Raw genomic sequence first — 25,112 nt, forward strand, 5'->3', positions numbered from 1 at the left:
TTCTAAGTCACAAGCATTACAAATACCTAAAAATAGAAAATAACGGAGGTGCAAAATTACATTAAAACTAATTAATAACCAAAATTAACAGTAGTTTCCGTTTTATTTACCAATTAAATATTTAAACGCCGCTATTATTATCAATCTAAAATATTAGCACCGCGGAGGGACGCGGTGTTGTTTAATATTAATTTAAAGCTTAAAAATTATTAAATACATTATGCAATAAATGATATGATCTAAAATACTATTATTATATATCATTATTGCCCCTTATGAATAGTTTTATAAAGGTAACATTAGCATTACTTTTTGTAAACTTTAAACACAAATACAACATATATACGTTAGCATTACGTTTTAGTTTTAAACTAATTTAAAAAATGATTGTCAGAAACAATTAAACCGCAGGTATGAATAATTTTGATGAGTTAAAACATCTGTATTCCAGGGCCGGTTTCGGCATCACATTTAATACTAACCTTAACAACATTAGCCTTAAAAGTGCTGTAAGCGCCTTGTTTGCAGATTCGGAAACACGATCGCCAATCCATGTAATTACAGAGAACATTGATATGGTGAACCCTAAAAAGCTTACACCCGAAGATAAGAGGATAAAAGTGGTTCAAAGGCATATGCAGGATGTAAGCCTTAATACGGCCTGGCTGTTACAAATGTGCAACAGTAAGGCCCAGCTTCGCGAGAAGATGACCCTGTTTTGGCATAATCACTTTGCCTGCAGTGTGGCTAACCCTTTGTTTGAACAGCAACTGAACAATGTTCACCGTGAATATGCCCTGGGCAATTTCAGGGATATGCTGCTTAAGGTATCCCAATCCCCGGCCATGCTTCACTTTTTAAATAACGAGCAGAACCGGAAATCGCACCCTAACGAAAACTTTGCAAGGGAGGTGATGGAATTATTTACACTTGGCCGCGGCAATTATACCGAACAGGACATTAAAGAAGCGGCACGTGCCTTTACCGGGTGGACATTTAATAAAGATACCGGCGATTATATATTTAATGCAAAAGTACATGATACAGGCCCTAAAAATTTCCGTGGCAAATCGGGCAGTTTTACCGGCGAACAGGTGATTGACATGCTGCTGGCCGATAAGCAAACCGCCCGCTTTATTTGCACCAAGCTTTACAGGTACCTGGTAAACGAGGTTCCGGACAAAGCACAGGTAGAAGAAATGGCTACTGTTTGGTATAATGCTAAATATGAAGTAAGGCCGCTGCTGGAGCATGTGTTTAAATCAACCTGGTTTTATGAGGATAAAAATGTTGGTACGCTTATAAAATCGCCTATTGAACTGCTATGTAGTTTAACCCGCCAATTTTATGTAAGCTACCAGGACCCGTTAATGCTTATGCAGGTGCAACGTGTGCTTGGGCAAACCTTGTTCAGGCCGCCAAATGTGGCCGGATGGTCGGGCGGACGCAACTGGATAGATAGTTCGTCGTTAATGGCAAGGCTTAAATTACCATCTACTATTTTAAGCGCGGGGGTATTGGAGGCTACCGGCAAAGTTAGCGCCGAAGATGAGTTATATGTAGCCGCTATGCAAAAGCAGGATTCAAACGTTGCGGCAAACACCACCAAATCAATACCAAACTGGGCAAAATTGGTGCAATCCATTCCAAAAGGCCTGGCACCGTTACAGGTTGCAGGCTATATTTTGAATAGCAATATCGGGCCTAATTTAGCTGCCAGGATCAAAAAGCAACCCGATACCAGGGCCATGCTGATGATGATAGTGTCGACGCCAGAATACCAACTTTGTTAAGTGATTAAACCAGGCGCTTTTTATAACCGACCACAAAAAATTTAATTATGCAACGCAGAGAATTTTTAAAAAATACAGCACTTGCCTCAGGAGCTTTTCTTATTCCGGCTTTTTTAAAGCCGCTGGAAGCTATGTCCATGAGCCAGCTTAGCCAATACAAAAACCTGGTAGTTATACAGCTATCGGGCGGTAACGATGGGCTTAATACCATTGTGCCTTATGGCAACGATATATATTACCGCAGCAGGAAAACCATTGGTATACCACAGGCTAACGTGATAAAACTAAACGAAATGCTGGGCCTGAACCCTGCTATGGCCTCGTTAAAAGAAATTTATGACCAGGGCTCGATGAGCATCATCAATTCGGTTGGTTATCCAAACCCCGATCGCTCTCACTTCAGGTCGATGGATATATGGCAAACCGCCAGTGATGCCGACCAGTTTTTAAGCACCGGGTGGATAGGCCGTTACCTCGATTCGAACTGCCAAACCTGCCAATACCCGTATGATGCCATTGAGGTGGATAGTTCCCTATCATTGGTAATGAAAGGCGCTACTAAAAAAGGCATAGCCGTACAAAACCCAAATAAGCTTTACGCATCTACAAGGCAGCCACTGTTTAAAGACTTGGTGACCAACGATCATGATGCCAATTTGAACGAGGATAACCTGGGCTACCTGTATAAAACCATGATAGAAACCTATTCATCGGTTGATTATATACACGAAAAATCAAAGTTGTACAATGTATCGTCGGTATACCCTACCAACACGTTCTCTAATCAGCTTAAAACCGTATCTAAATTTATTAACTCGGGCCTGCAAACCAGGATCTACTATGTTTCGCTGGGCGGGTTTGATACGCATATCTCTCAGCAGCACCAGCAAAACCGACAGTTAAAAATTTATGCCGATGGTGTAGCCGCGTTTATAAAAGACCTGAAAAAAACCAATAAGCTTGATGATACGCTGGTGATGACGTTCTCTGAATTTGGCCGCCGGGTAGAGCAGAATGCCAGTAACGGTACCGATCACGGAACAGCTAACAACGTGCTTATATATGGCGGTAAATTAAAAAAGGCCGGCATATATAATGCGGCCCCTGATCTTGCAACCCTTGATAACGGCGACCTTAAGTACCAGATAGATTTCAGGGATGTTTATGCTACCTTCCTTGATAAATGGCTGAATATAAATAACAGCCAGGTGCTTAATAAAAGCTTTAAAGGGTTAGACTTTATATAAAAAAATTATAAAAGCCTTGTTTAATTAAACAGGGCTTTTATATGGCTTATTACTTTTTGCAGGTCGCCTTCGCTCAGGTTTGAACCTGAAGGGATACACAAGCCGTTATTGAATAATTCTTCGCTTACGTTGTTCACGTACGATGGATATTTTTCAAACACCGGCTGCAGGTGCATGGGTTTCCACAACGGGCGGCACTCTATATTTTCTTTCTCCAAAGCCAAACGGATATCTTCGCGGGTTACGCCATTGCTTGCATTAGGATCAACTAAAATGGTTGATAACCAGCGGTTGCTTTTGTAACCTGCAGGCTCAGGCAGAAAGCTGACACCCGGTAACGAGCTAAGTTCTTTTACATAGGTATCGTAATTTTTACGGCGTTGGTTTACCCGGTCGTTTAATACTTGCATCTGCCCGCGGCCTATACCGGCGCAAACATTGCTCATACGGTAGTTATACCCTATTTGCGAGTGCTGGTAATGCGGGGCGTTATCCCTGGCCTGAGTGGCCAGGAAACGCGATTGGCTGATCAGTTCATCGTTATCAGATATCAACGCGCCACCGCCGCTGGTGGTTATTATTTTATTGCCATTAAATGATAGCACACCCATAACACCAAATGTGCCGGCAGCTTTGCCGTTTACCGATGAGCCCAACGCTTCAGCGGCATCCTCAATAACAGGGATCTCGTATTGGTTGGCCAGGGCCATGATACGTTCTATCTGCGCGGGCATACCATACAGGTGTACCGGTATAATCGCTTTGGGCTTTTTGCCATTGGCTATGCGCTCCTTAATGGCTTTTTCAAGCTGTATGGGGCACATATTCCAGGTTTCGGCTTCGCTGTCGATAAAAACAGGCGTTGCGCCCTGGTAAACAATTGGGTTAGCCGTAGCCGAAAATGTAAAGCTTTGACATATCACTTCATCGCCGGGGCCAACGCCTAACATAATTAGCGCCAAATGTAGAGCGGCAGTACCCGATGATAGCGCAGCCGCGTGTGTTGAACCTGTGAAGGCTTGCAGGTCGGCTTCAAAACCATTAACATTTGGGCCAAGAGGTGCAATCCAGTTGGTATCAAATGCTTCTTTTACAAAATTAAATTCCTCGCCGCCCATGTGCGGGCTCGAAAGCCATATTTTAGCGCTCATATATTAGTTTATATCGTATTATACTTAATTATTTTTCCGGGGTTGCCTACAACAACTGCGTAGTCGGGCACATCAGTTATAACTACTGTCCCCGCCCCGATGGTGGCCCATTTACCAATTTTTATACCCTGTATCACACATGCGCCAATGCCAATATGTGTACCCTCGCCTACTACAACATTGCCTGCCAAAGCAGCATTTGGCGATATGTGCGCAAAATTACCAATTTGGTTATCGTGGTCAACAGAACAATTGGTATTTAAGATGCAGTGCTCACCTACAACCGTATCCGCATTTACGGTTACGTTTGCCATAACCACTGTACCTGTGCCAATTTTTGCCGTTGGCGATATGCACGCTGTTGGGTGTATGGCTGATGCAAATTTAATCCCGGCATGCTGCCCGGATAACTTTTTACGTACCTGGTTGCTGCCTATCGCCAGTATCATTTCGTGGCCGTGCGGTAAGTTTTCAGGATCAAATTTTCCCGCTATCTTACAGCCAAGCAACCCGCCCTCTTTGTGCTCATCCCAAATACCCTGTGCAGGGGTTTGGGCTGCTGCTAAGATCTCCAGTATAACTTTGGCATGGCCGCCGGCACCGTATAGATAGATCATGATCGTGTACCTCCAAATTTTTCCATGGTTACATGCCCCTGCTGGCTTATCCCCTCTGATTTAAAGACTTTGCTGAACGTCATCCATATGATCTTAATATCGGTGGCCGGGCTTATGTTATTTACATACCAAATATCGTATTTAAATTTCTCATCCCAACTTATGGCATTGCGGCCGTTAACCTGCGCCCAGCCGGTTATGCCGGGCCTTACATTGTGCCGTTTGCTTTGCTCTGTAGTGTACAACGGCAAATATTCTACCAGTAAAGGCCTTGGCCCAACCAGGCTCATATCACCTTTAATAACGTTTAACAGCTGCGGGATCTCATCAAGCGATGTTTTGCGTACAAACGAGCCAAACGGCGTTATCCTCTGGGCATCGGGCAGTAGCTGCCCATCTATTCCACGGCGGTCGTTCATGGTTTTAAATTTTATAACCCTGAAGATCCTGCCCCCCTTACCCGGCCTCGGTTGTAAAAAAAACGCCTTTCCCCGGTTAAATATTAACAGCAACACGGCAACTATTAAAAATACCGGCGACAAAATAATAAACCCCATTAATGCTAAAATGGTATCAATTAAAGGTTTAAAAAAATTGCTGTATAGTTTGCCTGCCATGTGCTGCGTATTATTTTTCGGTGCTAAAAGTCTGAAGGTAATTAATGTACTTATTTGCTAAATTTTTACGATCGAAGTTCTCTTTGGCGTACCGGTAACCGGCTTCGCCTTCGCGTACAATTCTCTCAGGGTCGTTCAAATATAACCTTACTTTAGCTTCAAAATCTTTTGGGTTCTCGGGCTCAACAAAAATGCCTGCCCCTGCCTCTTCAACCAATTCCCTTGATACGCCGTCAATAGCCATCAGGATAGGTTTTTTACAAGCCATATAATCAAAGGTCTTGTTTGAATAAACGGTTTTAAAGGTTTCCACGTTTTTCAACACAGATGCACCCATATCCGATGCAAAAATATATTTAAACACCTCCGCTTTTGATACCGGATCTAAAAACAGCACATTATCCACCTTCATATTAGCGGCCATTTCTTTAAGATGGTTTTTTTGCATCCCCTGCCCTATCAGCACAAATAACACATTGGTATCGCGCAGCAGGTCGCCTGTTTCTATTACCTGCTCCAGATGGTTAGCTACGCCATGCGCACCTACATAGGTTATTACAAACTTGCCTTCCCAGTTATGTTTTTTACGGAAGGCTGCAGTGTCGAAGCTTTCCAGCAGGTGGTCCGACAGGCTGAAATCTGATGCGTTCGGGATAAAAATGATCTTATCCGGCGATACATTCTTTTTTTCGATAAGCGTTTTACGGAAAGCTGGTGTTAAAACGTTGATCTTTTTAGCCCGTTTGTAAATAAACGACTCGAAAGCATAGGCCATTTTAATGATGAGCTTATTGGTAACCACACCGGTATCAATAGCCGACTCGGGCCAAAGGTCGCGAATTTCGAACACGAAGGGCACGCCCTTTAATCGCGAAAGCAAGTAACCGGTTATACCGATAAACAATGGCGGCGAGGTAACCAGGATAATATCGTACTTGCCTTTTATTTTAAATAAACCAGCCCATAAGGCCGAAAATACGAATGAAAAATATCCCCATAAGCGGCCAATAAATCCCGAGTTATAGCTTTCGGATACGTGGGTGCGCCATACGGTAACATCGCCCTGTTCATTTTTTTTGAACCACTTGCCTTTGTACTCGGCGCGTTTTTCGTGGCCGTTATAATGCATCATACCCGCAATAACAGTTACCTGGTGGCCCTGGCTTGTCCATTGCGCGGTAAGTTCGTTAAAACGCGAACCTCCGGGATCGTCCTGTTCTAAAAAATATTGGTGCAGTAAAAGTACTTTCATTAATTAATAGTGATTATTGTTTTTATACGGCTTTGGTTTGTTGAAAACCGCAGTTCGGTACATTTTTCTTTTTGCCCGTAAAATGATGAATAATACCCATCAGAAATTACAGGCTGTATATCGTTATCTGTTTCAGTAGATGATCTGATGCTGAGCATTTCGGGGAAACAGGTGTGCCATAGCTGGTTTAACGCTAAATCTGCAGGCTTGTTTGTTATAACGTCTTCAACCTCCCAAACCGGGGCTGTTTTGTCGATCTTTACCCGACGGGTATGCCTGATGCTCTTATCAATGTGCATAAACGCTTTGATTGTCCCCTCGAAGTAAAAGTATTGGTCGGTCTCCTCTGTTTTAATCGATTGGCACTGTGTCCAATGGTACCATATAAAGCGGGCTCCCTTTTCCATCTGGTCGTTATCACCCAGCATAACCGTGTTATGCGATTGTGTGCCCATAAAGTATTTCAGGTCTTCGGGCGCGCCGTTGTATTTATAACTACCAGCATCGTGCAACAGGTTTAGGCCCTTGTGCCAAATATCCAGGTGCAGATTATCTGCCTGCGATGGCCTGTCTTTATGATCGCCGCACCTTATAAAACTAAGCGCGTTATTTTTTCTGTAGATGTGGTAGCCGCCTTTATCAAAATGGGAATAACCTTCAGTTAACTTTAGCCCATCCTTTTTGTTTTTTTCGTTTAAGCCATACCAATTGCTATCCTCAAAATCACCATAATTCCATTTTACGCCAAGGGCATTACTCAATGCCTGCAATTGAGGCCGGTAATCGCGGTAATGGTTATCGCTTAATTTAAAGAACAATGCGCCATCGTTAGCCCCATAGTTTGGCAGCATACCGGTTTGGGTATCCATGCAGCTTGTTAAAAACAACAGGCTTTTTTTGGCGCGATCATAAACCACACCGGCAAAGCGTTCGTTATTTATTTCAGCTAAACGGATGCCCCAGGTTAGCAATTGCACCACCACCCGGTGATAGTTCATAGAGAATTGCAGGAAGGTGCCATCCTCATAAACCTGGTAGGCTATCTCTTCTTCAAACCAGTGCTTACCATCCTTCTTCCACTTTGCAGCCCCTGGTAGCTCCGGGTAAAGCATCCCCATCAGGTAAAGGGTAAGTGTTTCGGTTATTGCGTGGTTGTTCCTGACCGCTATGCGCGAAAAATTGATATTATCGTACACATGCTGTGCCTGCCAGTATAGGTAATGCTGAATTTTTTCAAACAGCGCATCGGTAAGGCTTGCCGAATCGCGGTAATAATACAGCGCGAAAGTCCAGTTCAAGATCCGCAGGGATATTTCCTGGCTACATTTGTAGTTTGGCCCCTGGTTTATTTTGTTAGCATCTATCCAGTTCTCAATTTCGCTAAAAACCTGTTTCGAGCAATCCTTTCCCGAATGCTTATCGTAACGGATAAGCGTGTACAGGTGCGAAAAACGCGAAGGCTCCCACACAAATTTGATATCGCCGGCAGTTTTGCTGTAATCGTTAATGTTTAACCAGTGGGCATTGCCATCGTAACAAAAACCCGTATCAGGGTTTTTAAACCAATTGTGATCTACACCCAGGTTAAACTCCAGGCTCGAAAAAAACGGGTAGGTGTGTGTGGATAGCTTTTGATACTGTTTCGTTAACTCCTCAGATAGCGGCTGATCCAACTCAACTGATGCCTTATTTTTAAAAAAGAAGGGGATATCCCTTCCACGCCACTGCGCAAGCGTTAAGTTGGTTTTAACAGCAGGATTTGTGAGGAAAGCTTTTTGTAAAAGACCCGACCTTTTCTTCAACTCGAAACCGGCCCGGAAAAATACATATCTCCAGCCCATGTTACCGATCAATTGGCCCGCTTTTACAATTTTGTCTAACATCCTTTATTTCACTTCCTGTGCCTGCAAGGCAAGTAAATGTTCTACTATCCTTGGTGCCGTTTTTCCGTCCCAAAGTTCGGGAATACCGCCCTTTTTCCAGTCACCCGAAAATAATTTCTCAAATGCAGGCTTAACCGCTTTAGGGTCTGTGCCTATCAGTTCGTTGGTTCCAACGGTTATGGTTTCGGGCCTTTCGGTGTTATCCCTTAAGGTAATACAAGGCACGCCCAGTACCGTAGTTTCTTCGGTAATACCACCCGAGTCTGTTACCACCATTTTGGCTCTTTCTACCAGGTAATTAAATTCGAGGTAGCTTAAGGGCTCAACAAAGTGCAGGTTCGGCGCGCTGATACCCAAGCCGGTAAGGGCTTTGGCTGTACGGGGGTGAACCGGGAATATAATTGGCAAGCCATTGCTATGCTCGATGATCTGCTCCATAAGCACTTTTAAGCCCTGCTCCTGGTCTACATTGGCCGGCCTGTGCAAGGTTAGTACAAAATAGTTTTTATCGTTCAGGTTAGCTTCCTGCCATATAGGCGGGCAAATAAATTTACTCCTGTTCTTTAGCAAGGTATCGATCATGGTGTTGCCCACAAAAAATATGCGGTCATCTGTTACACCGCTTTGGCGCAAATTATCATTTGCCATTGCCGATGTAGTGAAGAAATAGTTGGTGATGGCATCGGTAACCAAACGGTTTATCTCTTCGGGCATCGTCCAGTCGTTACTGCGGATCCCGGCTTCTACATGGGCTACCTTTACGTGCATTTTTTGCGCGGTTATGGCACATGCCATGGTAGAGGTAACATCGCCAACAACCAGTACAAGATCGGGGCGGTGGGCTTGCAACTCCTGCTCAAACCGTATCATAATGGCTGCTGTTTGCTCGGCCTGCGAACCTCCACCTGCTTCCAGGTTGGCATGTGGCTCGGGGATATTTAACTGGTCGAAAAAGTCGCCAGACATTTTTTTATCGTAATGCTGGCCTGTATGGATCAGGCGAAAATCGATATCGGCCCCGCTATCTCTCGCTTCTACTATAGCATGAATGATAGGTGCTATCTTCATGAAGTTTGGGCGCGCGCCCGCTATTATGGATACTTGCATTCTATTGATTTTAATCTATTTGATATTTACCCAGCTTTGTGTTTTAAGGCTTTCAATTGCCGCAAACGATGCTTTGGTTGTGTTGATGATATCTTTTAGCGGGATCAACGAGGCGCCGCCATTTTTTACTGATGCTATTAATTGCTGAAACTGATCCTTATGGCCCTTATCAAGGCTTGTTTTTAGTTTAGAGAAGCCTTTGAAGCCATAACCCGTAGTTACCCTAAAGTTATCTATAATGGCGGTGCGCTCCTGGCTGTAAACCTCGATCCGTTCTTTTGAATAAGCTTTTGAACCGTTTGAAAAATAGTTTATTACACCGGTTGAGCCGTTCTCATATTTAAGTAAGATGCTGGCGTTATCCGTGTTTTCTTCGGGATTTACACCCATCGCGTTCATACAAACAGCTACCACAGTACTTCCCGTGAAATAGGTGATCAGATCGATAAAGTGACATGCCTCGCCTATGATACGCCCACCGCCAACATTCATATCGTGTACCCAAACGTTATCAGGAATAAAGCCCGCGTTCATGGTAGCTATTACATTGATGGGCGCGCTGCCTATGATGCTTTTTACTTTTACCGAATGCGGAGAAAAACGGCGGTTAAAACCAACTGTTAACGTAGGCGGGTTTGCTTGCTTGTTATACTGTTCAACTATGGTATCGAGTTCGGCGTTGTTTAATGCCAATGGTTTTTCTACAAAGGCGTGTTTGCCTGCAGCCAATGTTTCGGCTGTCATTAAAGCATGCTTATTGTGGCGGGTGGTGATCAATACCAGGTCAACGTCCTTATCGTTCAGTATCTCGTGGTAGTTGGTGGTGGAATGCGAAAACCCGTATTTGCTTGCCAATGACGTGCCGCTTACACCGCCTGCGCTGGCTACGTATTTGTAACCCGCGCCGCTGTTTTTTAAAGCCGGCAGCATGGTCATTTTGGTAAAGTTACCCGCGCCAATTACGCCTATAACACCTTTAGATCCGTTAAAGCTTGTATCTTTTAACACAATGGTTTCGGCAGGTGTAAGGTTATCCTGTTCGGGATATTTTAGTAAAGACGCTATCGATCTTCGCGAACCGATATCACCATAGATATTTTTATAATCCTCAATTGGTACTACCTCGGTTATCAGTTCCTTAACATGCAGCTTGCCCGATGAGATCGACTGTAGGATCGCCTCAAAGTTTCTTTTTTCTGTCCAGCGCACAAATGGCAGCGGATAATCTATACCGCGCTGCTCGTAATCTTCGTCGTACCTGCCCGGCCCGTATGAGCACGATACCTGGAAGCTAAGTTCTTTTTCGTAGAACTCGGCACGGCTTAAGTTTAAACCGATAACGCCAACCAATATTATGCGACCACGTTTACGGCTCATTTTTGCAGCCTGCGAAATTATCTCGTCGGTTTTTGCAGAGGCGGTTATTACCACGCCATCGGCACCAATACCACCGGTAACCGATTCCACAAACTTAACGCTATCACCCCCTTTTGGGTTGAACGGGATAATACCCCATTGCTCGCTTAATTTTAATTTCTCTTCATCAATATCAACACCAATTACACGGCAGCCATTGGCTACTAATAACTGGGCGGTTAGCAACCCTATCAGGCCCAAACCAACAACTACAATGGTTTCGCCAAGGGTTGGCTTAAGTAAACGGATGCCCTGCAAACCAATTGAACCAATTACGGTAAAGGCGGCCTCTTCGTCGGTTACATTATTGGGGATCTGCGCTACCAGGTTTTTAGGGATACACACAAACTCGGCATGCTGCCCGTTAGATGCTACCCTGTCGCCTACGCTAAATTCGCTTACACCTTCGCCAACGGCAATAACTTTACCTACGTTGCAATAGCCTAAAGGCAATGGTTCGCCCAGTTTATTAAAAACAGCCTCCAGCGTTGGCATAAGGCCTTCTGTTTTTATTTTATCAAGTACTTGCTTTACTTTATCAGGCTGCTGCCTTGCTTTAGATATCAGGTTTGATTTACCAAACTCAACCAGCATACGTTCGGTACCTAATGATACCAGCGACCTTGAAGTTTGGATAAGCACACTGCCGCGGCGTATTTGCGGCGCAGGTATTTCTTCAAGAATTGTTTCCCCGGTTTTAAACGATTGTATTATCTGCTTCATTTCTCTTTTTTATTAATTTGGCGGGAATGCCGCCTACCATTGTAAATGGCTCTACATTTTTTGTTACAACACTGCCGCCAGCAATTACAGCCCCTTCGCCTATAGTTACGCCCGGCAGTATGATACAGCCCGCACCTATCCAAACATCATTGGCAATGGTTACTTTCCGTTTATCGTGCCCGGCGTAAAATATTTTGTCGATACCCGGCGGGATAACATGATTTGCCGAAAATATCATCGTATTATATCCTACCAAAGTACGGTCGCCAATTTCAACCCCGCCCGATGTGGTTACTAAAACACCCCAGGCAAGGTCAACATGATCGCCCAGTATTAAATTATTGCCGGGGCTTAATTTTATACCAGGATAAAAAGTAATGCGTTTACCCACTTTTGAACCCAGCAGCCTTAAAAAGTTAGCCTTAAAAAAATTAAGGAACTTATGCCTGGGCAACGCGAATACAATTGAACTTAAAAATTCAAAAGAGGCAATTGCAAAATCTTTCAACCAAAATTTCATTGTTTTGTGTTAAATTTTATTCCGTTTAGCGGTATCCAAATGCTGTTTTATCACATCCAATATCTTTAACGTTCGTCCCCGCGTATCCGGTAGTTCCTTTAAATAGGCTTTACCGTTAATTAAACAAGCGGTAATGGCATCTTTATCCTTTACAAAACCGGCTATTGTTGCTGCTGCCTGCGTGGGATCATGCGGTTCTACATACACCGCGCTATCCCGGCATATGGTTGATGCAAAATCCCGGTTACTCACAATTAAAGGGTGCCCTGCTTTCCAGGCCTCCATGTAATTATTGCTGAAGCTTTCCAGGTCGCTTAATGATAACAGAAAATCTGTGTCGTCATAAGCGGTCTGCACCTTGTCCGGCGGCAGGTTACCAATAAACTTAAAATGGCCTTTTACCTGCTCATAAATTTTAGCCCTTTCTGCTGATAACGAAGGCAGGTAAATATTTTCTGAAAATGTAAGGCAAAAGGTAAAATCGGGCAGCAATGATCTTAGCTGTAAGGCAATTTCGGGTAAGCGCCAAAGGTTTTTATGCGGGGCATTCCCGCTAAGCAATAAAAAGCGCGGCGCTTTTACAGGGTATTTATCGGCATTTAATCCGTCCTTTATAAAATCTGATGGCGAAGGCAATAACTTGTCAAAGTCAGCTTGGGGCCTGCCCAGGTATTTCATGAGCCGGGCTTTCATTACATCGGTTTCTACCAGGTACATATCTGCCCGGCCAAGACGGTTCTTCCTTAAAAAGTTAACCGCTTTTTGCGACAGTTTCTTTTTAAAACTAACATACTTCCAAAACGGGCTTTCATCATAACATATAATAGGATAGGCTACCCCTACCACCGAAAACACCTGTTTAGGTAGCTTAAGCCCTGCCCCAAAAAAGGTAAAGCAAACGCTGATGTTATGTTTTTCGACAATTGAGTTGATGCCCGAAAATTCAAACGATAACCTGTTTTTAAGCGAGCTTGTAGGTACGGTTATAAAAGTAAACTGCGGGAACGTTTCTTCGACATTTTTAAGCGGGCCGGCATCAGGCTTTAAAATAATAAACGAGTTAATGATATCGTCTTTTATTGAAGTGAGTTCGACCAGGAAATTTAGTGCTAACTGACAGCCACCGCCTGCCTTAAGCGGCGAAAGGTCAATTAATATATTGTTTTTCATATGTAAGTTCAACCCCGCTAATAATTAATATTACTTACTCATGGCAAGTACATACGCAGATAAAAATTTATCCTTCGAAAATATATTTTCTGCAAGTTCCCTGCTTTTGGCCTGGAAACGCTGCGCTTCGTCGTTATTTAATGTTACCGCTTTCTCAATTGCCGAAGCCATATCCCCGGCATTAAACGGGTCAAAAAGAAACCCGTTTTCGCCATCGATGCAAAACGTAGGGTTATCGCATACGTTACCCGTTAATATGGGCTTACCGCAACAAATGGCTTCCGACAGTGTGTTCGAAAAGCCCTCGTATAACGATGGTAAACAAATGGCATCCATTTCGTTAAGCCTGTCGCCAACATTTTTCTCGAACCCGTTCAAAGATACATTGGCTAAGCCCAGGTTTTTTTGCAGCTCAAGGCATTCAAAATAATACGCTGATAATGGTGTAGGCCCGCCATCGGCGTTTAAGTAGTTTTGTCCGTACCAGTAATATTGTACATGGTTATATCCCTTATCATTCAACATTTTTACCGCCTCTAAAAACCGGACGGTGTTTTTTTGAGAATGATACCTTGCAAAGATACCTATTTTGGAAATGCTGTTTATCTGCCCCGGAGCGAACGTGAATTTTGAGATATCAGTAAAGTTGTTGATAGTCTTCAACTTAGGGATCAAAAACCTTGCATGTTGTTTTATAAACTCCGTTTGGCTGTTTGAGTTTACCACAACTGCATCGGCAAACCTGAACAGGTTGAAACGCAAACGGGTAAACATATCGTATTTTAACGATGTGTTACGTTCTGATACAACAACCTTAGCTTTGTTGTAAAACAACTGCATTAACACCGAAATAATATTAGAAAGGTCGCCGTAGGATAGGATGGCTTCGGGCTGCGCGTTTTTTACGGCTTTTAATATGGCAAAAAACCTTTTAATGGGCGATGCCTCGTTAACTTTAACCCGTGTTACAATTATATCACTCGGGTAATCCTTATTTTTGTTAGAGTAAGTAACTACTGTAGGATGAATTTTATATTCGCTGTTCAACAACTGTATCAATTGGATCATTTGCCTTTCGGCACCACCAGAACCAAGCGAGGGTATTAAACATAATATGGATTTTGGTAAACTCATTCTTTATTTTAGCAGGTCCTTATATTTATCCAGGTAAAATTCTTTTTTCTTCTGCATCGACAGGCTTTTGGTGTTTTCGCCAACGGTCATTGCTTTCTCCTGGTATTCGGCCAGCGTTTTTATCACTTTAGCGGGTGCACCAACAGCCACACTATTTGCCGGGATATCTCTGGATACCACAGCGTTTGCACCAATAACCACATTATCGCCAATGGTAACGCCGGGTAAAATAAGCGCGCCATAGCCTATGTAAACATTGTTACCTACAATTATAGGTTTAACTATATCTATCTCGGGCTCCTTATCCCTAAAGCACCATACGCCGCCATCATGGGTTTCAAACTTAACCAGGGTTGCGCTTACGTGGTCGCCTATAGTAACCAGGTATGGTTCTGTACTAAACATAACGTTTATAAGCCGGCAATTTTTGCCAACTTTTACCCCAATATGCCTTGCATATTCAATAGGGTAAAAGCGCCGGTATAAGTACATTATTAACCTTTTCATCTTATTAGAATTTATATCTGCGCCTAAGTATCCTCGGTTTCATAAAGAAATCAAAAACTGAAAAGAACAGGAATGCCCACGCCAGGTTTCGTACCGGAAAATCGAACGTGTACCTTGGCATTTCGGCAATTAATGCAATGGCCAGCAGGTAAATGGTGGTCCACTTGATGGAGTTGGGGTTTACCAGTACCTTATTCTGAAAATACCGGGCAAACCAACCCACTATATACATCAGGGCAATTACGCCTAAAATGCCAAAGTCAAAATAAATATCGGTTACAATGTTAGACCCTACCCCCCAGGTTGCGTTAGAACCCAATAGGTAATAACCCAAAACTTTTGAGCTGGATATAAACCTATCGTTAGGATCAACAATAAACGCACGCGAGTATGGGATAACCCCTAATATACCCAATGCCTTAAATTTGCCGTAATAGTAATCTTCGCGGTTTGGTACCAGGTAAAACCCTGCCCTGGCACCTACTGTAGTAGTAGTAAACGAGCTTTCTTCGCCCACAAGGCTGTTGGCATCGTAACTGTCGCTATTATTGAATGACTCTATAATGGCATCGAACGAACGCTCTTTTGCTGTACGGCTGATGGCCACAACCTGGTATAAAAGCAGTGCGCCAACAAGCAACACAAATATCCGCATACGGCTTATGCTTTTAATAATAGCATAGTACCCACCAATAGCCACAATAGCCACCAGAAAGAACGTATTTCTATCGCCAAGAATAAGCAGGAACACCGACCAGCCAATTGCTATGGCAACCGAAATAAGTATTAATGGCCTGGTTAACCTACCGTAGTTTTTATAGTTGAATATGGCTGCACCTTCTAACAGCATCACAAAAAACGTTGTAAGGAAAAACACACCATCGGCATCCTTATCGCCGGTTGACGACCCTGAGTAAGAACCAACAACCAGTTTACCTGCCGATGACGAAAACACACCTAAACATACTACCGTGCATATTACTATGGTTAGTAACAACCGGTTTAAATATTTATTTGGCAGCTTGGCATCAACCGATAGTGTTTTCTGATCGATCTTTATTCTTTGTATCCTGGTGTACCCCGCCGAGAAAGCAAGCAACCCTATGGTTGATGCCAGCATCGACATATCGGAATACTGTATGTAGGGGTCAAATTTAAGCTTGGTGTTAAGCGTATTTAACCCTAAAATATAGCCCTGGTATGGCAGGTAATAAATAATATAATAGAAAATGAGGAACAGAAGATCGATCTTAATGAACGAGGATGTGTTATTGATCTTTACCGGCCTTTTGTATGATCTGTAAAAAATCACATAAAATATAATAAGGCAGGGCCATATAATTACCTCGTCGGCGCCTTTGGGGGCGGTAAAAAACAGCAGCAACAATGGCAATATCGCAATTAAGTGAATTGTTGTTATTAACCCGTTATTACTGCGGCTATTGCGCATATCTGATCTTTAAATTAATTTAATTAGCTGCGAAGTTACACTTATTTATTCCTAAGCTTACCCAGCAGCACACTTCTGTTTTGTTTTGATAGTAAAGTATAAAAGCAAGCGGCTGTAAGCACAATGCCAAAAACCGCGCTAAACATTATAAATTTAAACCACGACCCCGGAGTTGGCAAACGCAAATCAAGCAGGTAACACAGTACTAAAATAACAATGCCTGCCAGGTATTTCCAATAGCTCTCTTTTAAACCTATTATCCTGTTTACCATAATTGGGAAAATAATACTGGTAAACACCCTGCCAATAAGTATCCCGTAAAAAATACCGGCTACAGCGTTATTTAAAAGCTTGTAAACAACTATACCGCAAACAATACTTAAAGCCGCGCTTATACCGCCCATTATTACTTTATTGCGTATTTGCATGCTTATATCCTGCAGTTGGCTCTCGTTACGTATCAATATCAGCTGAACCATTACAACGGTTATCAGCATGTTAAGGTAGTCGCCCATGTAGTAGCTGGGGCCCATCCATAACACAACAAAGCCCTTATTAAGTACCAGCATGGCACCTGCAAAAACAATTGCAACAAAAAACACCATTTCGCGCGTGCCGTTAACAATTCGCCTCGCTTTTTCAAAATCTTTTGTGCCTAAAACATTACCCAAACCAGGCGCTGTAGCGCTACCCGTAATTAATGCTACTGATAAACCTACCTGAAAAATGTACGAGGTGAATGTATAGTTGGTAACCAAATTGGGGCCTATTAAATACCCTATCAAAATGGTTTCGGTAGATAGCAGCAGCTTTGATATTAATGACCATATCATCACCCAAAAACTGAAACCAAACAACTGGTTTACCTGGTCTTTTTTTGGCTTTTTACTGCCAAACCAAACCGCGTTTTTTTTACATATATAAAATACGTTTAAGCCTTTTAATAAGGTAACTATAAATATTACACAGGCAAGGCCTATAACGCCGTAACCCATAAACGCGGCTGCAACCAGCAATATGTTTGATATAATTACCCACAGGGTTTGCGCCGAGGTTGATTTATGTGCCTGGTTTATGCCCACCAACACCGCATCGGGTATGCCCAGTAATGGGTTAAGAATGATGTTCATCCCTAAAACCAGACCGGCAATGCGCACTATGCTATTCGCATCGGTGTGCAGGCCTTTGATGGTTGATGGCAGGATCCATATAATAACCCCTACCAAAATAATAAGAATAGGTAAAAAGTAGATCCATATTTTTATGGCGCTGCCAATAGCCTCCTTCTTTTCATCGTCGGTACTGCTTTCTTTTTTATTGGCGATAACCCATTTTAAGGCTTGCGAAGCGCGCCCATCGGCAATGCTGGCAAAATCCAGTATCTTTTGGATAGATTTCCAGATACCGAAATCGTACGAACCCATGAACCTTAAAAGGAAAGGGTAAAATATGAAGCTTAAAACAGCGTTTACTATAAAATTAATATAGCTGGTAAAGGCGTTTAATTTGGCCTGTCGTACTAAACTATTGCTCTTATCTTTCGGCATTTTGTATAAAGCTGGCTAATTCTTCAGGGGTGTTCCCTACTGTATTTAATGATACTATTTTTATCTCCGACTGGTATAGAACACTAAACGCTTTTGTATAGTCGTCACAAAATTTGTTAAATGCATCCCAATCTTTGCTATCCGCACCCCTTGCTATCTGGTTTGGCCGGTTATTTATTCGCTCCCATAAAACCTCGCGTGGCGCCTCTAATAAGTATATATGCGATATAAACTTGCTTATATGTTTCAGTTGCTTTAAGCAATACCCGGTACTTATAACACCTTCCTTTAACAGCATTACCATCTGGAATATGATACCCTGGTCCATTATAAAATTAGTGGCCGGGGCTTTACCGGAGTTTGTCCAGCTTTTAATAATATCTACCGATATGTTAAAATGAAGATATGCCTCGCCAAATACTTTATTTTTAAGCTTAAGGGCAATAGCTATTGCTTTAAAGCCATTAACAAGCATATTGCCGGCAACAAGTAACGGATAATTTTTAACCGGGATGTTGATAAGGGTATTGGGTATACGGTTGTAAACCGCTTTGATCAGCGTAGATTTACCGGTACCGTTAAGGCCTAATACCTCGGTGCGTATAAATGGGGTGCTTATTTGCTGCCATGCCCTGGTAAGCACAAGCGTTTGCACTTGCTCCATAGTATTCTCGCCGGTATTAATTTCAATGGCGTATGGGGCTTCCCAATGGTTGTTCCAGATCTGGCCGGACCTTATCAGCAGTTCCTCCTTATCATCCTCGGGCCGCCGGGCTATGGCTATTTGCGGGTCGAGCTTTAGGATGAACAATTGGTCTACTCCTTTAATTTTGTTATAGATCTTTTGTTCGAGTTTTGACAGCCCTGCAAAGCGGTTGTTATCAATGGTGTGGATGCGCGGGCAGTCCATAGCGGTAATACCCTTAAGCGGGATCCTGTCCAGCAATACCAAACCACCGTTCTGGCGTATATTTTGCGCCTTGTTAAAGGCCTTCAATCTGTCGTAAGCTAATGCCAGGTAGTACAAGGCAAGGCTATATTTTTTAAACCCGGCAAGCGATACAAATTTGTTTACCACCTTAATTAAGGTACCGGTAACGCTTTTACCCGGCCTGCCTATATGGATGATATGCGTTTTTAAATGCCTGCTTAAAACTTTATAAAGCAGGTTAACATTTGTTGATTTGCCCGCGCCATCGCCGCCAACAAATGCTATAACGCGGCCACCATTGCCCGGTAGTTTGTTACCTGTGGCTTTAGCCCGTTTTATCTTTTTCGACAGGTTGATGAACCTATCGTTAGTAAGCCGGGCCAACGAAACAAAAAATGAGCTTAGCTCATTTTTAACCCTGGTTTTGCTTATCTCGCTCTTTAATTTTTTGGCAGCCTTAAAATATCCGGCTATCGAGTTGTTCTTTTTTACAACCGACTCGTAATACTGAAAGGAAGTGTACGACAGGAATGTAAACTCGGTTTCGATGATCTCCTTCACCTTTTGGTGATCGGCGCGGTTGTACAGGTCTTCAAACTCCCTGTATCCCCCGCCTGTTACAACGCCTTTGGCGGCATTTTTTAGCTTGCGCAATTGTACCGGCGGCAACGATAACAGGAACGGTGTTAAGGCATTTTTTAACAGCAGCCTGATGATTAACAGGATGTATTCTTTTTCTACAACCGGTAAGTGAATGTTTTTATAACCTTGCCTGTTGTTAAGATATTGGGCAACAATGGGCAGGTTAAAATTCTTATCATAATCGTACCCTACCACCAGGGCGTAATGCAGGTGTACGTGTACCAGTTGAGCGCTATTGGTATCTATCCCGTAATAATGGTATATATCTTTTTGCCAGGCATCCTTGGCCGAGTAAGCCCTTATAATGGCCAGTTCTGAGAAGATCTTGTTTATTTTTTGAGCGTCGGCCGGGGCTACAAGGATATCTAAATCATCAACACCAATTAAAGCTTTATCAATATTTGTATTGCTTTTCCAGTGTACATAATTAATATCGTTCTCTTTAAATGCACTTAGCAGTGCATCTATAAGGCTGTAGTTCATAGTCGGGTAACTCACACTATAATTGTTAAGCAGAATGGTAACTGTTATACCACGTTATAAACTTAGCTATACCATCCTTTAAACTTGTAGATGGCTTATAATTTGTAAGTTCCTGCAATTTTGTTGTATCGGCATAAGTAACTTTAACATCGCCGGGCTGCATGGGCAGCATATCCAGCTTAGCCTCTTTACCAAGGGCCTGCTCCATAATTTTTATAAAATCCATTAATGCCACCGGCTGCGAATTGCCCAGGTTAAACACCCTGTAATAAGGGCGCTCGGTGCTTGCATCGGGCGCTTTTTCAATAAGGCGCACAACCCCTTCTACAATATCATCTACATAGGTAAAATCGCGCAGCATATCGCCGTGGTTAAATACCTTTATTGCCCTGCCTGCCGATATGGCATCGGCAAAAAGCATTGGCGACATATCCGGCCTGCCGGACGGGCCGTAAACCGTAAAAAATCGTAAGCCGCTTGTTGGTAACTGAAACAGGTTACTGTAAACATGCGCCATTAATTCGTTGCTCTTTTTGGTAGCCGCGTATAAACTTACTGGGTGGTCTACTTTATCATCTTCAGAGAAAGGCACTTTCGCGTTCATACCGTAAACGGATGAGCTTGAGGCATAAAGCAGGTGCTTTATCTTGTAGTTTCTGCAGCACTCCAGCAGGTTATTAAACCCTACCAGGTTGGTTTGAACATAAGTGCGGGGGTTTTCGATAGAATAACGAACACCCGCCTGTGCCGCCATATTTAAAACGTAATCAAACTGCTGGGTTTTAAAAAACTCGTCTAAAACATCGTAGTCGATAATATCTGTTTGCTGAAAATGGTAATTATCAAATACAGTACTTTTTATAAGTGAATTTTTTACTACTGCATTTTCGGCGATGCCGCAATCTGCCAGGCGCGAATATTTTAGGTTAACATCATAATAGGTATTAAGGTTATCAATACCCACAACCTGGTTATCTTTATTTTTAACAAGGTTAAGTATTAAGTGGTAACCAATAAATCCTGCTGCGCCGGTAACTAAAATTTTCATTATTTATTCGTACTTGTAAATTAATCCACGCATCAATGTTTATTAAATGCATGTAAGTTGCCTGTAACTATGCTCGCTTACAGGCGGCCGTCAACAATGCCCCTGTCTAAAAAGGCTTTCGTATCAAAAATAACCCCGTTTGGCTGTTTCATTTTTTGATAATCAAGCGCCAGGAACTCGTCGTGTGCAACAGCAACTACTATCGCGTCGTATTTCTTAGTATCATCTAACTGGTTAGATACCTTTACGCCGTACTCTTCATGCACCTCTTCGGCATCGGCCCAGGGGTCGTAAATATCAACTTGCACCCCAAACTGCACCAATTCGTGGTATATATCTACAACACGGGTATTACGCACATCCGGGCAATTTTCTTTAAAGGTGATGCCCATTATCAGCGCTTTTGATCCTTTGATCTTATGATCCTTATCGATCATCAGCTTCACCACCTTATTGGCTACAAACGAGCCCATATTATCATTAACCCTGCGGCCCGATAATATTACTTGCGGGTGGTAACCTAACGACTCGGCCTTATGTGCCAGGTAATAAGGGTCTACGCCAATACAATGGCCGCCAACCAACCCTGGTTTATATTTTAAGAAGTTCCATTTTGTACCTGCCGCGTCCAAAACATCATTGGTATCGATGTTCATACGGTCGAAAATAAGTGAAAGCTCATTAACGAAAGATATGTTCACATCGCGCTGCGCGTTTTCGATAGCTTTTGATGCCTCGGCAACCTTAAGGCTTGATGCTTTGTGCGTACCGGCAACAATTACCGATTTGTAAAGCTGGTCAACACGCTCTGCAATTTCGGGAGTGGAGCCGCTGGTAACCTTTTTTATTTTTGTTAAAGTATTTATTTTATCGCCGGGATTGATGCGCTCGGGCGAGTAGCCCGCGTAAAAATCAACGTTAAATTTAAGGCCGGATACTTTTTCAAGTACAGGCACACAGTCTTCCTCGGTACAGCCCGGGTATACGGTAGATTCGTAGATAACCAGGTCGTCCTTTTTCAATATAGACCCAAGCATTTCTGATGCCTTTATTAATGGCGTAAGATCGGGCGCTTTAAACTGGTCGATGGGTGTTGGTACAGTAACAATAAAAGTATTGTACGCTTTAAGGTCCTCTTTATTGAAAGAAAAGCGTAACCCTGTTTCAGAATTACCTTTTTTTAGGGCGATAACATGCTGAAGCTCCTCGATATTGGCCTCCTTAGTACGGTCGGCGCCCTGGCTTAACTCCTCAACGCGATCTTTATTAATATCAAAACCAAGTACATCATACTTTTTTGCAAACTCTAAGGCAAGCGGCAGGCCCACGTAGCCTAAACCTATTACAGCAATTTTAAATTTTTGCGTATGTATACCTTCATTGTTCTGTAAGGGCATATATAATTAAATTATAAGTGAAACCAACTTTTACGGATAATCAAAAAAAAACGAAGCAACAAGTATTTACAGGCTATTAACCTTTAAACATTTTGCTGAAAAAAGATTTCTTCTTTTTCGGTGTTTCTTCCTGATAGTATCCTCCATAACCATATCCGTAGCCATAGCCATATCCATAACCGTAACCGTAACCATAACCGCCTTGTGTGTCAATAGAGTTCATGACAAGGTTAAGGTTCTTGAACTTCTTGGTACGGTAAAAGTTCTCGATAGAATGGATGTGCGCCTTAGCAGTATAATTATGGCGTATAATAAATAGAACGGCATCAGCGTATGCGGCAAGTATTTGCGCATCTGTTACCAGCCCTACGGGGGGAGCATCTAATATTACGTAATCAAACTCTTGCTTAAGCTGTTCAATAAGCGTTTCAATTTTGCCGTTTACAAGCAATTCGGCCGGGTTTGGCGGTATAGGCCCGCTTGTTATGATAAAGTAGTTTTCCTGTTGCGGAATGTTCCTGATAATACCTTTGTAATCAACCTCGCCAATAAGGTAGTTTGATAAACCTTTTTCGTTACCAATTTCTAACCCCGCGTGTAGTTTTGGTTTACGAAGATCTAGCTCGAGGATCACCACCCTTTTTCCCGATAAGGCCAAACTACCGCCCAGGTTAAGCGATATAAATGATTTACCCTCGCCGCTTATGCTTGAGGTGAACAGGATAACTTTTTGATCTGGCGATGGTATAACAAAGTTAAGGTTGGTACGTAACGCTCGCAACTGCTCTGCTACCATAGATCGTGGCTTGCTGGCTACCAATAATGCCGATACATCTTCTGAGTGCGATATTTCTGCAAGGATAGGCGCTTTTGTAACCCGCTCTATATCCACACGTTTAGATACGCGGAAGTTTAACAGGTCTGAAAGGTAAATAATACTTGCCGGCACTATAACACCACCCAAAATAAACATTAAAAACACTAACGATTTTACAGGCTTAACCGGGTAACGGCTGCTGCGCGCAACATCAATGGTACGGCTATCTGCCGCTGTTGAAGCAAGTGATATTTCTGTTTCTTCGCGTTTTTGCAGTAAATACGTAAACAGGTTGTTTTTTATTTCCTGCTGGCGCATTACATCAAGTAAACCACGTTCTTTTGAAGGCACCTGGCTTATTACCGACTGGAACGACGCGTTCTTACTGTCTAACTGTTTCTTGGTAATTTCCAGTCCGCTTTTTAAGTTCTTAACAGACTGGCTAATGGCCGCCCTTAAAGATTGGATCTGATCGTTAACCGATGATACAATTGGGTTAGTTTCGGGTATAGTTTGCAGCAGGCTTTGCCTTTTAAGCTGCGTTTCGGCCAATTGGTTTACAAGGCCAAGCAAAGTAGGGTCTTCAATGCCCAACATAGATGGCACCTGCGCCTGTTCGTTTCTAATATTGTTTAAATAGTTCTCAATATTTCGTATTACGCTAAGCTGTATATTAACCTTGCTTAACTGAATATCGTTACCCTGCACGCTTTGCAAAAATATTTGCGACTGCGAACTGATATCCGTTATCTGGTTGCTGGATTTGTATTGCTCAACATTCTTTTCAACAGAGCCTAACTCTTCCTGCAGTTTCCTCAACCTGTCTACAATAAACAGTAAGGTTGCCGATGTTGCTTTGTTTTTATCTTCAATAGCCGCTTTGTTATATTCAAAAACAAGCCTGTTTAAAAAGTCTTTTCCTTTACCGGGAACAGCGTCCTCAATAGTAATGATAAGTACGGTACCCTGCTTGCTTATGGGGCTAATGTTTAGTTTTTTGCTGTAAAGCTCAACAATGTCTCTTACATCGTTAAATTTAACTTCAAGAACACTCTTTGCCGCGTTAGATGAGTCATCGGGGTTTGTGGTTAACAATACTAATCCCGATTCCAGCTTAAAGGGGCGGTTAACCGGATATTTCTTTCCGTTTATTTCCGCCTCGTTAGGGTTTAAAAGGGTTACAGTATAAATAGTGCTGTAATCTATACTTTTAGCCGGCGTAATCAGTTCTAACTTAAACGGCAGGTCGTTATAAACTTCGTGTCTTCTAACGCCCTCGATACCAAAATACGAAGTTTGCAGGTTTAAGCCCCTGGCAACTTTATCTAAAATGGTGTACGATTTAAGGATCTGGACCTCGTTATCAATGATCTTATCTGACGAGAACAGGTCAAGGTCCTTTAACAGGTCGGTTTGTCCGCCAAGGCTACCTTTATCGTCTTTTATTAGTAAGTCTGTTTCTATTTTAAACTGCGGGGTAGATAACTTGATGTACACATAGCCCAAAGCCATTGCAACAATTAGCGAAATTAGAAACCATCTCCAATGCGTAATGTATTTGTGTAATGCGTCTCTCAGGTTAACATCGCTTTCGCCCTGCTCTTCAAAATTATTTGTTTCGTGATTGTTCGTCATAAAAAATTGTAATACTTAAATAAGG

18 protein-coding genes and 1 pseudogene are annotated in these 25,112 nt (G+C 42.6%); 2 read left to right on the forward strand and 17 right to left on the reverse strand.

Features of this window, described 5'->3' with window-relative positions; all coding sequences use genetic code 11:
* Positions 1-413: 413 nt before the first annotated feature.
* Positions 414-1,793: a DUF1800 domain-containing protein gene (locus tag EWM62_RS11790; protein ID WP_129876868.1), complete on the forward strand. Its 1,380-nt coding sequence runs from the start codon at positions 414-416 to the stop codon at positions 1,791-1,793.
* Between the two features lie 47 nt (positions 1,794-1,840).
* On the forward strand, positions 1,841-3,040 hold the full coding sequence (locus EWM62_RS11795) for a DUF1501 domain-containing protein (protein ID WP_129876869.1): 1,200 nt from the start codon (positions 1,841-1,843) through the stop codon (positions 3,038-3,040).
* 20 nt (positions 3,041-3,060) lie between these two features.
* Here EWM62_RS11795 and EWM62_RS11800 read toward each other — a convergent pair whose 3' ends face one another.
* From EWM62_RS11800 to EWM62_RS11880, 17 genes and pseudogenes are all read right to left on the reverse strand, one after another.
* Positions 3,061-4,191 carry a DegT/DnrJ/EryC1/StrS family aminotransferase gene (locus EWM62_RS11800; RefSeq protein WP_129876870.1) on the reverse strand — a complete coding sequence of 377 codons (1,131 nt, stop codon included), beginning with the start codon at positions 4,189-4,191 and terminating at the stop codon, positions 3,061-3,063.
* A gap of 8 nt (positions 4,192-4,199) precedes the next feature.
* The gene (locus EWM62_RS11805) at positions 4,200-4,808 is read right to left on the reverse strand and encodes an acetyltransferase (RefSeq protein WP_203235032.1); all 609 of its coding nucleotides are present in this window, start codon (positions 4,806-4,808) and stop codon (positions 4,200-4,202) included.
* A complete protein-coding gene (locus EWM62_RS11810; protein WP_129876871.1) occupies positions 4,805-5,425 on the reverse strand; it encodes a sugar transferase in 621 nt (206 codons plus the stop codon). Before EWM62_RS11810 ends, EWM62_RS11805 begins: the two co-directional genes overlap by 4 nt.
* Positions 5,426-5,435: 10 nt before the next feature.
* Positions 5,436-6,677, reverse strand: coding sequence for a glycosyltransferase family 4 protein (locus tag EWM62_RS11815; RefSeq protein WP_129876872.1), 1,242 nt, complete (start codon positions 6,675-6,677; stop codon positions 5,436-5,438).
* Entirely contained in the window at positions 6,677-8,560 is a 1,884-nt protein-coding gene (locus tag EWM62_RS11820; protein ID WP_129876873.1) for an alginate lyase family protein, read from the reverse strand. The genes EWM62_RS11815 and EWM62_RS11820 overlap by 1 nt, the downstream gene beginning before the upstream one ends.
* A 3-nt stretch (positions 8,561-8,563) precedes the next feature.
* Complete coding sequence (wecB, locus tag EWM62_RS11825; RefSeq protein ID WP_129876874.1) at positions 8,564-9,667, reverse strand: non-hydrolyzing UDP-N-acetylglucosamine 2-epimerase; 1,104 nt, start codon at positions 9,665-9,667, stop codon at positions 8,564-8,566.
* Positions 9,668-9,682: 15 nt separating this feature from the next.
* The gene (locus tag EWM62_RS11830; protein ID WP_129876875.1) at positions 9,683-11,806 is read right to left on the reverse strand and encodes a bi-domain-containing oxidoreductase; all 2,124 of its coding nucleotides are present in this window, start codon (positions 11,804-11,806) and stop codon (positions 9,683-9,685) included.
* 1 nt (position 11,807) lies between these two features.
* Positions 11,808-11,963, reverse strand: a pseudogene (locus tag EWM62_RS19795) (DapH/DapD/GlmU-related protein); the annotation flags it as partial.
* A 372-nt stretch (positions 11,964-12,335) separates the two neighbouring features.
* Complete coding sequence (locus EWM62_RS11840; protein ID WP_129876876.1) at positions 12,336-13,496, reverse strand: glycosyltransferase; 1,161 nt, start codon at positions 13,494-13,496, stop codon at positions 12,336-12,338.
* 30 nt (positions 13,497-13,526) lie between these two features.
* Positions 13,527-14,630: a glycosyltransferase gene (locus tag EWM62_RS11845; RefSeq protein WP_129876877.1), complete on the reverse strand. Its 1,104-nt coding sequence runs from the start codon at positions 14,628-14,630 to the stop codon at positions 13,527-13,529.
* 3 nt (positions 14,631-14,633) lie between these two features.
* On the reverse strand, positions 14,634-15,137 hold the full coding sequence (locus tag EWM62_RS19745) for an acyltransferase (protein ID WP_129876878.1): 504 nt from the start codon (positions 15,135-15,137) through the stop codon (positions 14,634-14,636).
* Between the two features lie 4 nt (positions 15,138-15,141).
* Positions 15,142-16,587 (reverse strand): O-antigen polymerase, encoded by a 1,446-nt coding sequence (locus EWM62_RS11855; RefSeq protein ID WP_129876879.1) that lies wholly within the window; start codon positions 16,585-16,587, stop codon positions 15,142-15,144.
* Positions 16,588-16,628: 41 nt separating this feature from the next.
* Positions 16,629-18,134 (reverse strand): lipopolysaccharide biosynthesis protein, encoded by a 1,506-nt coding sequence (locus tag EWM62_RS11860; protein WP_129876880.1) that lies wholly within the window; start codon positions 18,132-18,134, stop codon positions 16,629-16,631.
* The gene (locus EWM62_RS11865; RefSeq protein WP_129876881.1) at positions 18,121-20,190 is read right to left on the reverse strand and encodes a nucleoside/nucleotide kinase family protein; all 2,070 of its coding nucleotides are present in this window, start codon (positions 20,188-20,190) and stop codon (positions 18,121-18,123) included. Before EWM62_RS11865 ends, EWM62_RS11860 begins: the two co-directional genes overlap by 14 nt.
* Before the next feature lie 25 nt (positions 20,191-20,215).
* Positions 20,216-21,238: an NAD-dependent epimerase/dehydratase family protein gene (locus tag EWM62_RS11870; RefSeq protein ID WP_129876882.1), complete on the reverse strand. Its 1,023-nt coding sequence runs from the start codon at positions 21,236-21,238 to the stop codon at positions 20,216-20,218.
* Positions 21,239-21,315: 77 nt separating this feature from the next.
* The gene (locus EWM62_RS11875) at positions 21,316-22,635 is read right to left on the reverse strand and encodes a nucleotide sugar dehydrogenase (RefSeq protein WP_129876883.1); all 1,320 of its coding nucleotides are present in this window, start codon (positions 22,633-22,635) and stop codon (positions 21,316-21,318) included.
* 76 nt (positions 22,636-22,711) lie between these two features.
* Positions 22,712-25,087 (reverse strand): GumC family protein, encoded by a 2,376-nt coding sequence (locus EWM62_RS11880; RefSeq protein ID WP_129876884.1) that lies wholly within the window; start codon positions 25,085-25,087, stop codon positions 22,712-22,714.
* Between the last annotated feature and the right edge of the window lie 25 nt (positions 25,088-25,112).

The organism is Mucilaginibacter terrigena (assembly GCF_004168255.1).
Lineage (GTDB): Bacteria > Bacteroidota > Bacteroidia > Sphingobacteriales > Sphingobacteriaceae > Mucilaginibacter > Mucilaginibacter terrigena.

Coding starts and splice junctions, on each gene's coding strand:
- EWM62_RS11790 (WP_129876868.1), top strand. CDS start 414: ATGAATAATTTTGATGAGTTAAAACATCTGTATTCCAGGGCCGGTTTC.
- EWM62_RS11795 (WP_129876869.1), top strand. CDS start 1,841: ATGCAACGCAGAGAATTTTTAAAAAATACAGCACTTGCCTCAGGAGCT.
- EWM62_RS11800 (WP_129876870.1), bottom strand. CDS start 4,191: ATGAGCGCTAAAATATGGCTTTCGAGCCCGCACATGGGCGGCGAGGAA.
- EWM62_RS11805 (WP_203235032.1), bottom strand. CDS start 4,808: ATGATCTATCTATACGGTGCCGGCGGCCATGCCAAAGTTATACTGGAG.
- EWM62_RS11810 (WP_129876871.1), bottom strand. CDS start 5,425: ATGGCAGGCAAACTATACAGCAATTTTTTTAAACCTTTAATTGATACC.
- EWM62_RS11815 (WP_129876872.1), bottom strand. CDS start 6,677: ATGAAAGTACTTTTACTGCACCAATATTTTTTAGAACAGGACGATCCC.
- EWM62_RS11820 (WP_129876873.1), bottom strand. CDS start 8,560: ATGTTAGACAAAATTGTAAAAGCGGGCCAATTGATCGGTAACATGGGC.
- wecB (WP_129876874.1), bottom strand. CDS start 9,667: ATGCAAGTATCCATAATAGCGGGCGCGCGCCCAAACTTCATGAAGATA.
- EWM62_RS11830 (WP_129876875.1), bottom strand. CDS start 11,806: ATGAAGCAGATAATACAATCGTTTAAAACCGGGGAAACAATTCTTGAA.
- EWM62_RS11840 (WP_129876876.1), bottom strand. CDS start 13,496: ATGAAAAACAATATATTAATTGACCTTTCGCCGCTTAAGGCAGGCGGT.
- EWM62_RS11845 (WP_129876877.1), bottom strand. CDS start 14,630: ATGAGTTTACCAAAATCCATATTATGTTTAATACCCTCGCTTGGTTCT.
- EWM62_RS19745 (WP_129876878.1), bottom strand. CDS start 15,137: ATGAAAAGGTTAATAATGTACTTATACCGGCGCTTTTACCCTATTGAA.
- EWM62_RS11855 (WP_129876879.1), bottom strand. CDS start 16,587: ATGCGCAATAGCCGCAGTAATAACGGGTTAATAACAACAATTCACTTA.
- EWM62_RS11860 (WP_129876880.1), bottom strand. CDS start 18,134: ATGCCGAAAGATAAGAGCAATAGTTTAGTACGACAGGCCAAATTAAAC.
- EWM62_RS11865 (WP_129876881.1), bottom strand. CDS start 20,190: ATGAACTACAGCCTTATAGATGCACTGCTAAGTGCATTTAAAGAGAAC.
- EWM62_RS11870 (WP_129876882.1), bottom strand. CDS start 21,238: ATGAAAATTTTAGTTACCGGCGCAGCAGGATTTATTGGTTACCACTTA.
- EWM62_RS11875 (WP_129876883.1), bottom strand. CDS start 22,635: ATGCCCTTACAGAACAATGAAGGTATACATACGCAAAAATTTAAAATT.
- EWM62_RS11880 (WP_129876884.1), bottom strand. CDS start 25,087: ATGACGAACAATCACGAAACAAATAATTTTGAAGAGCAGGGCGAAAGC.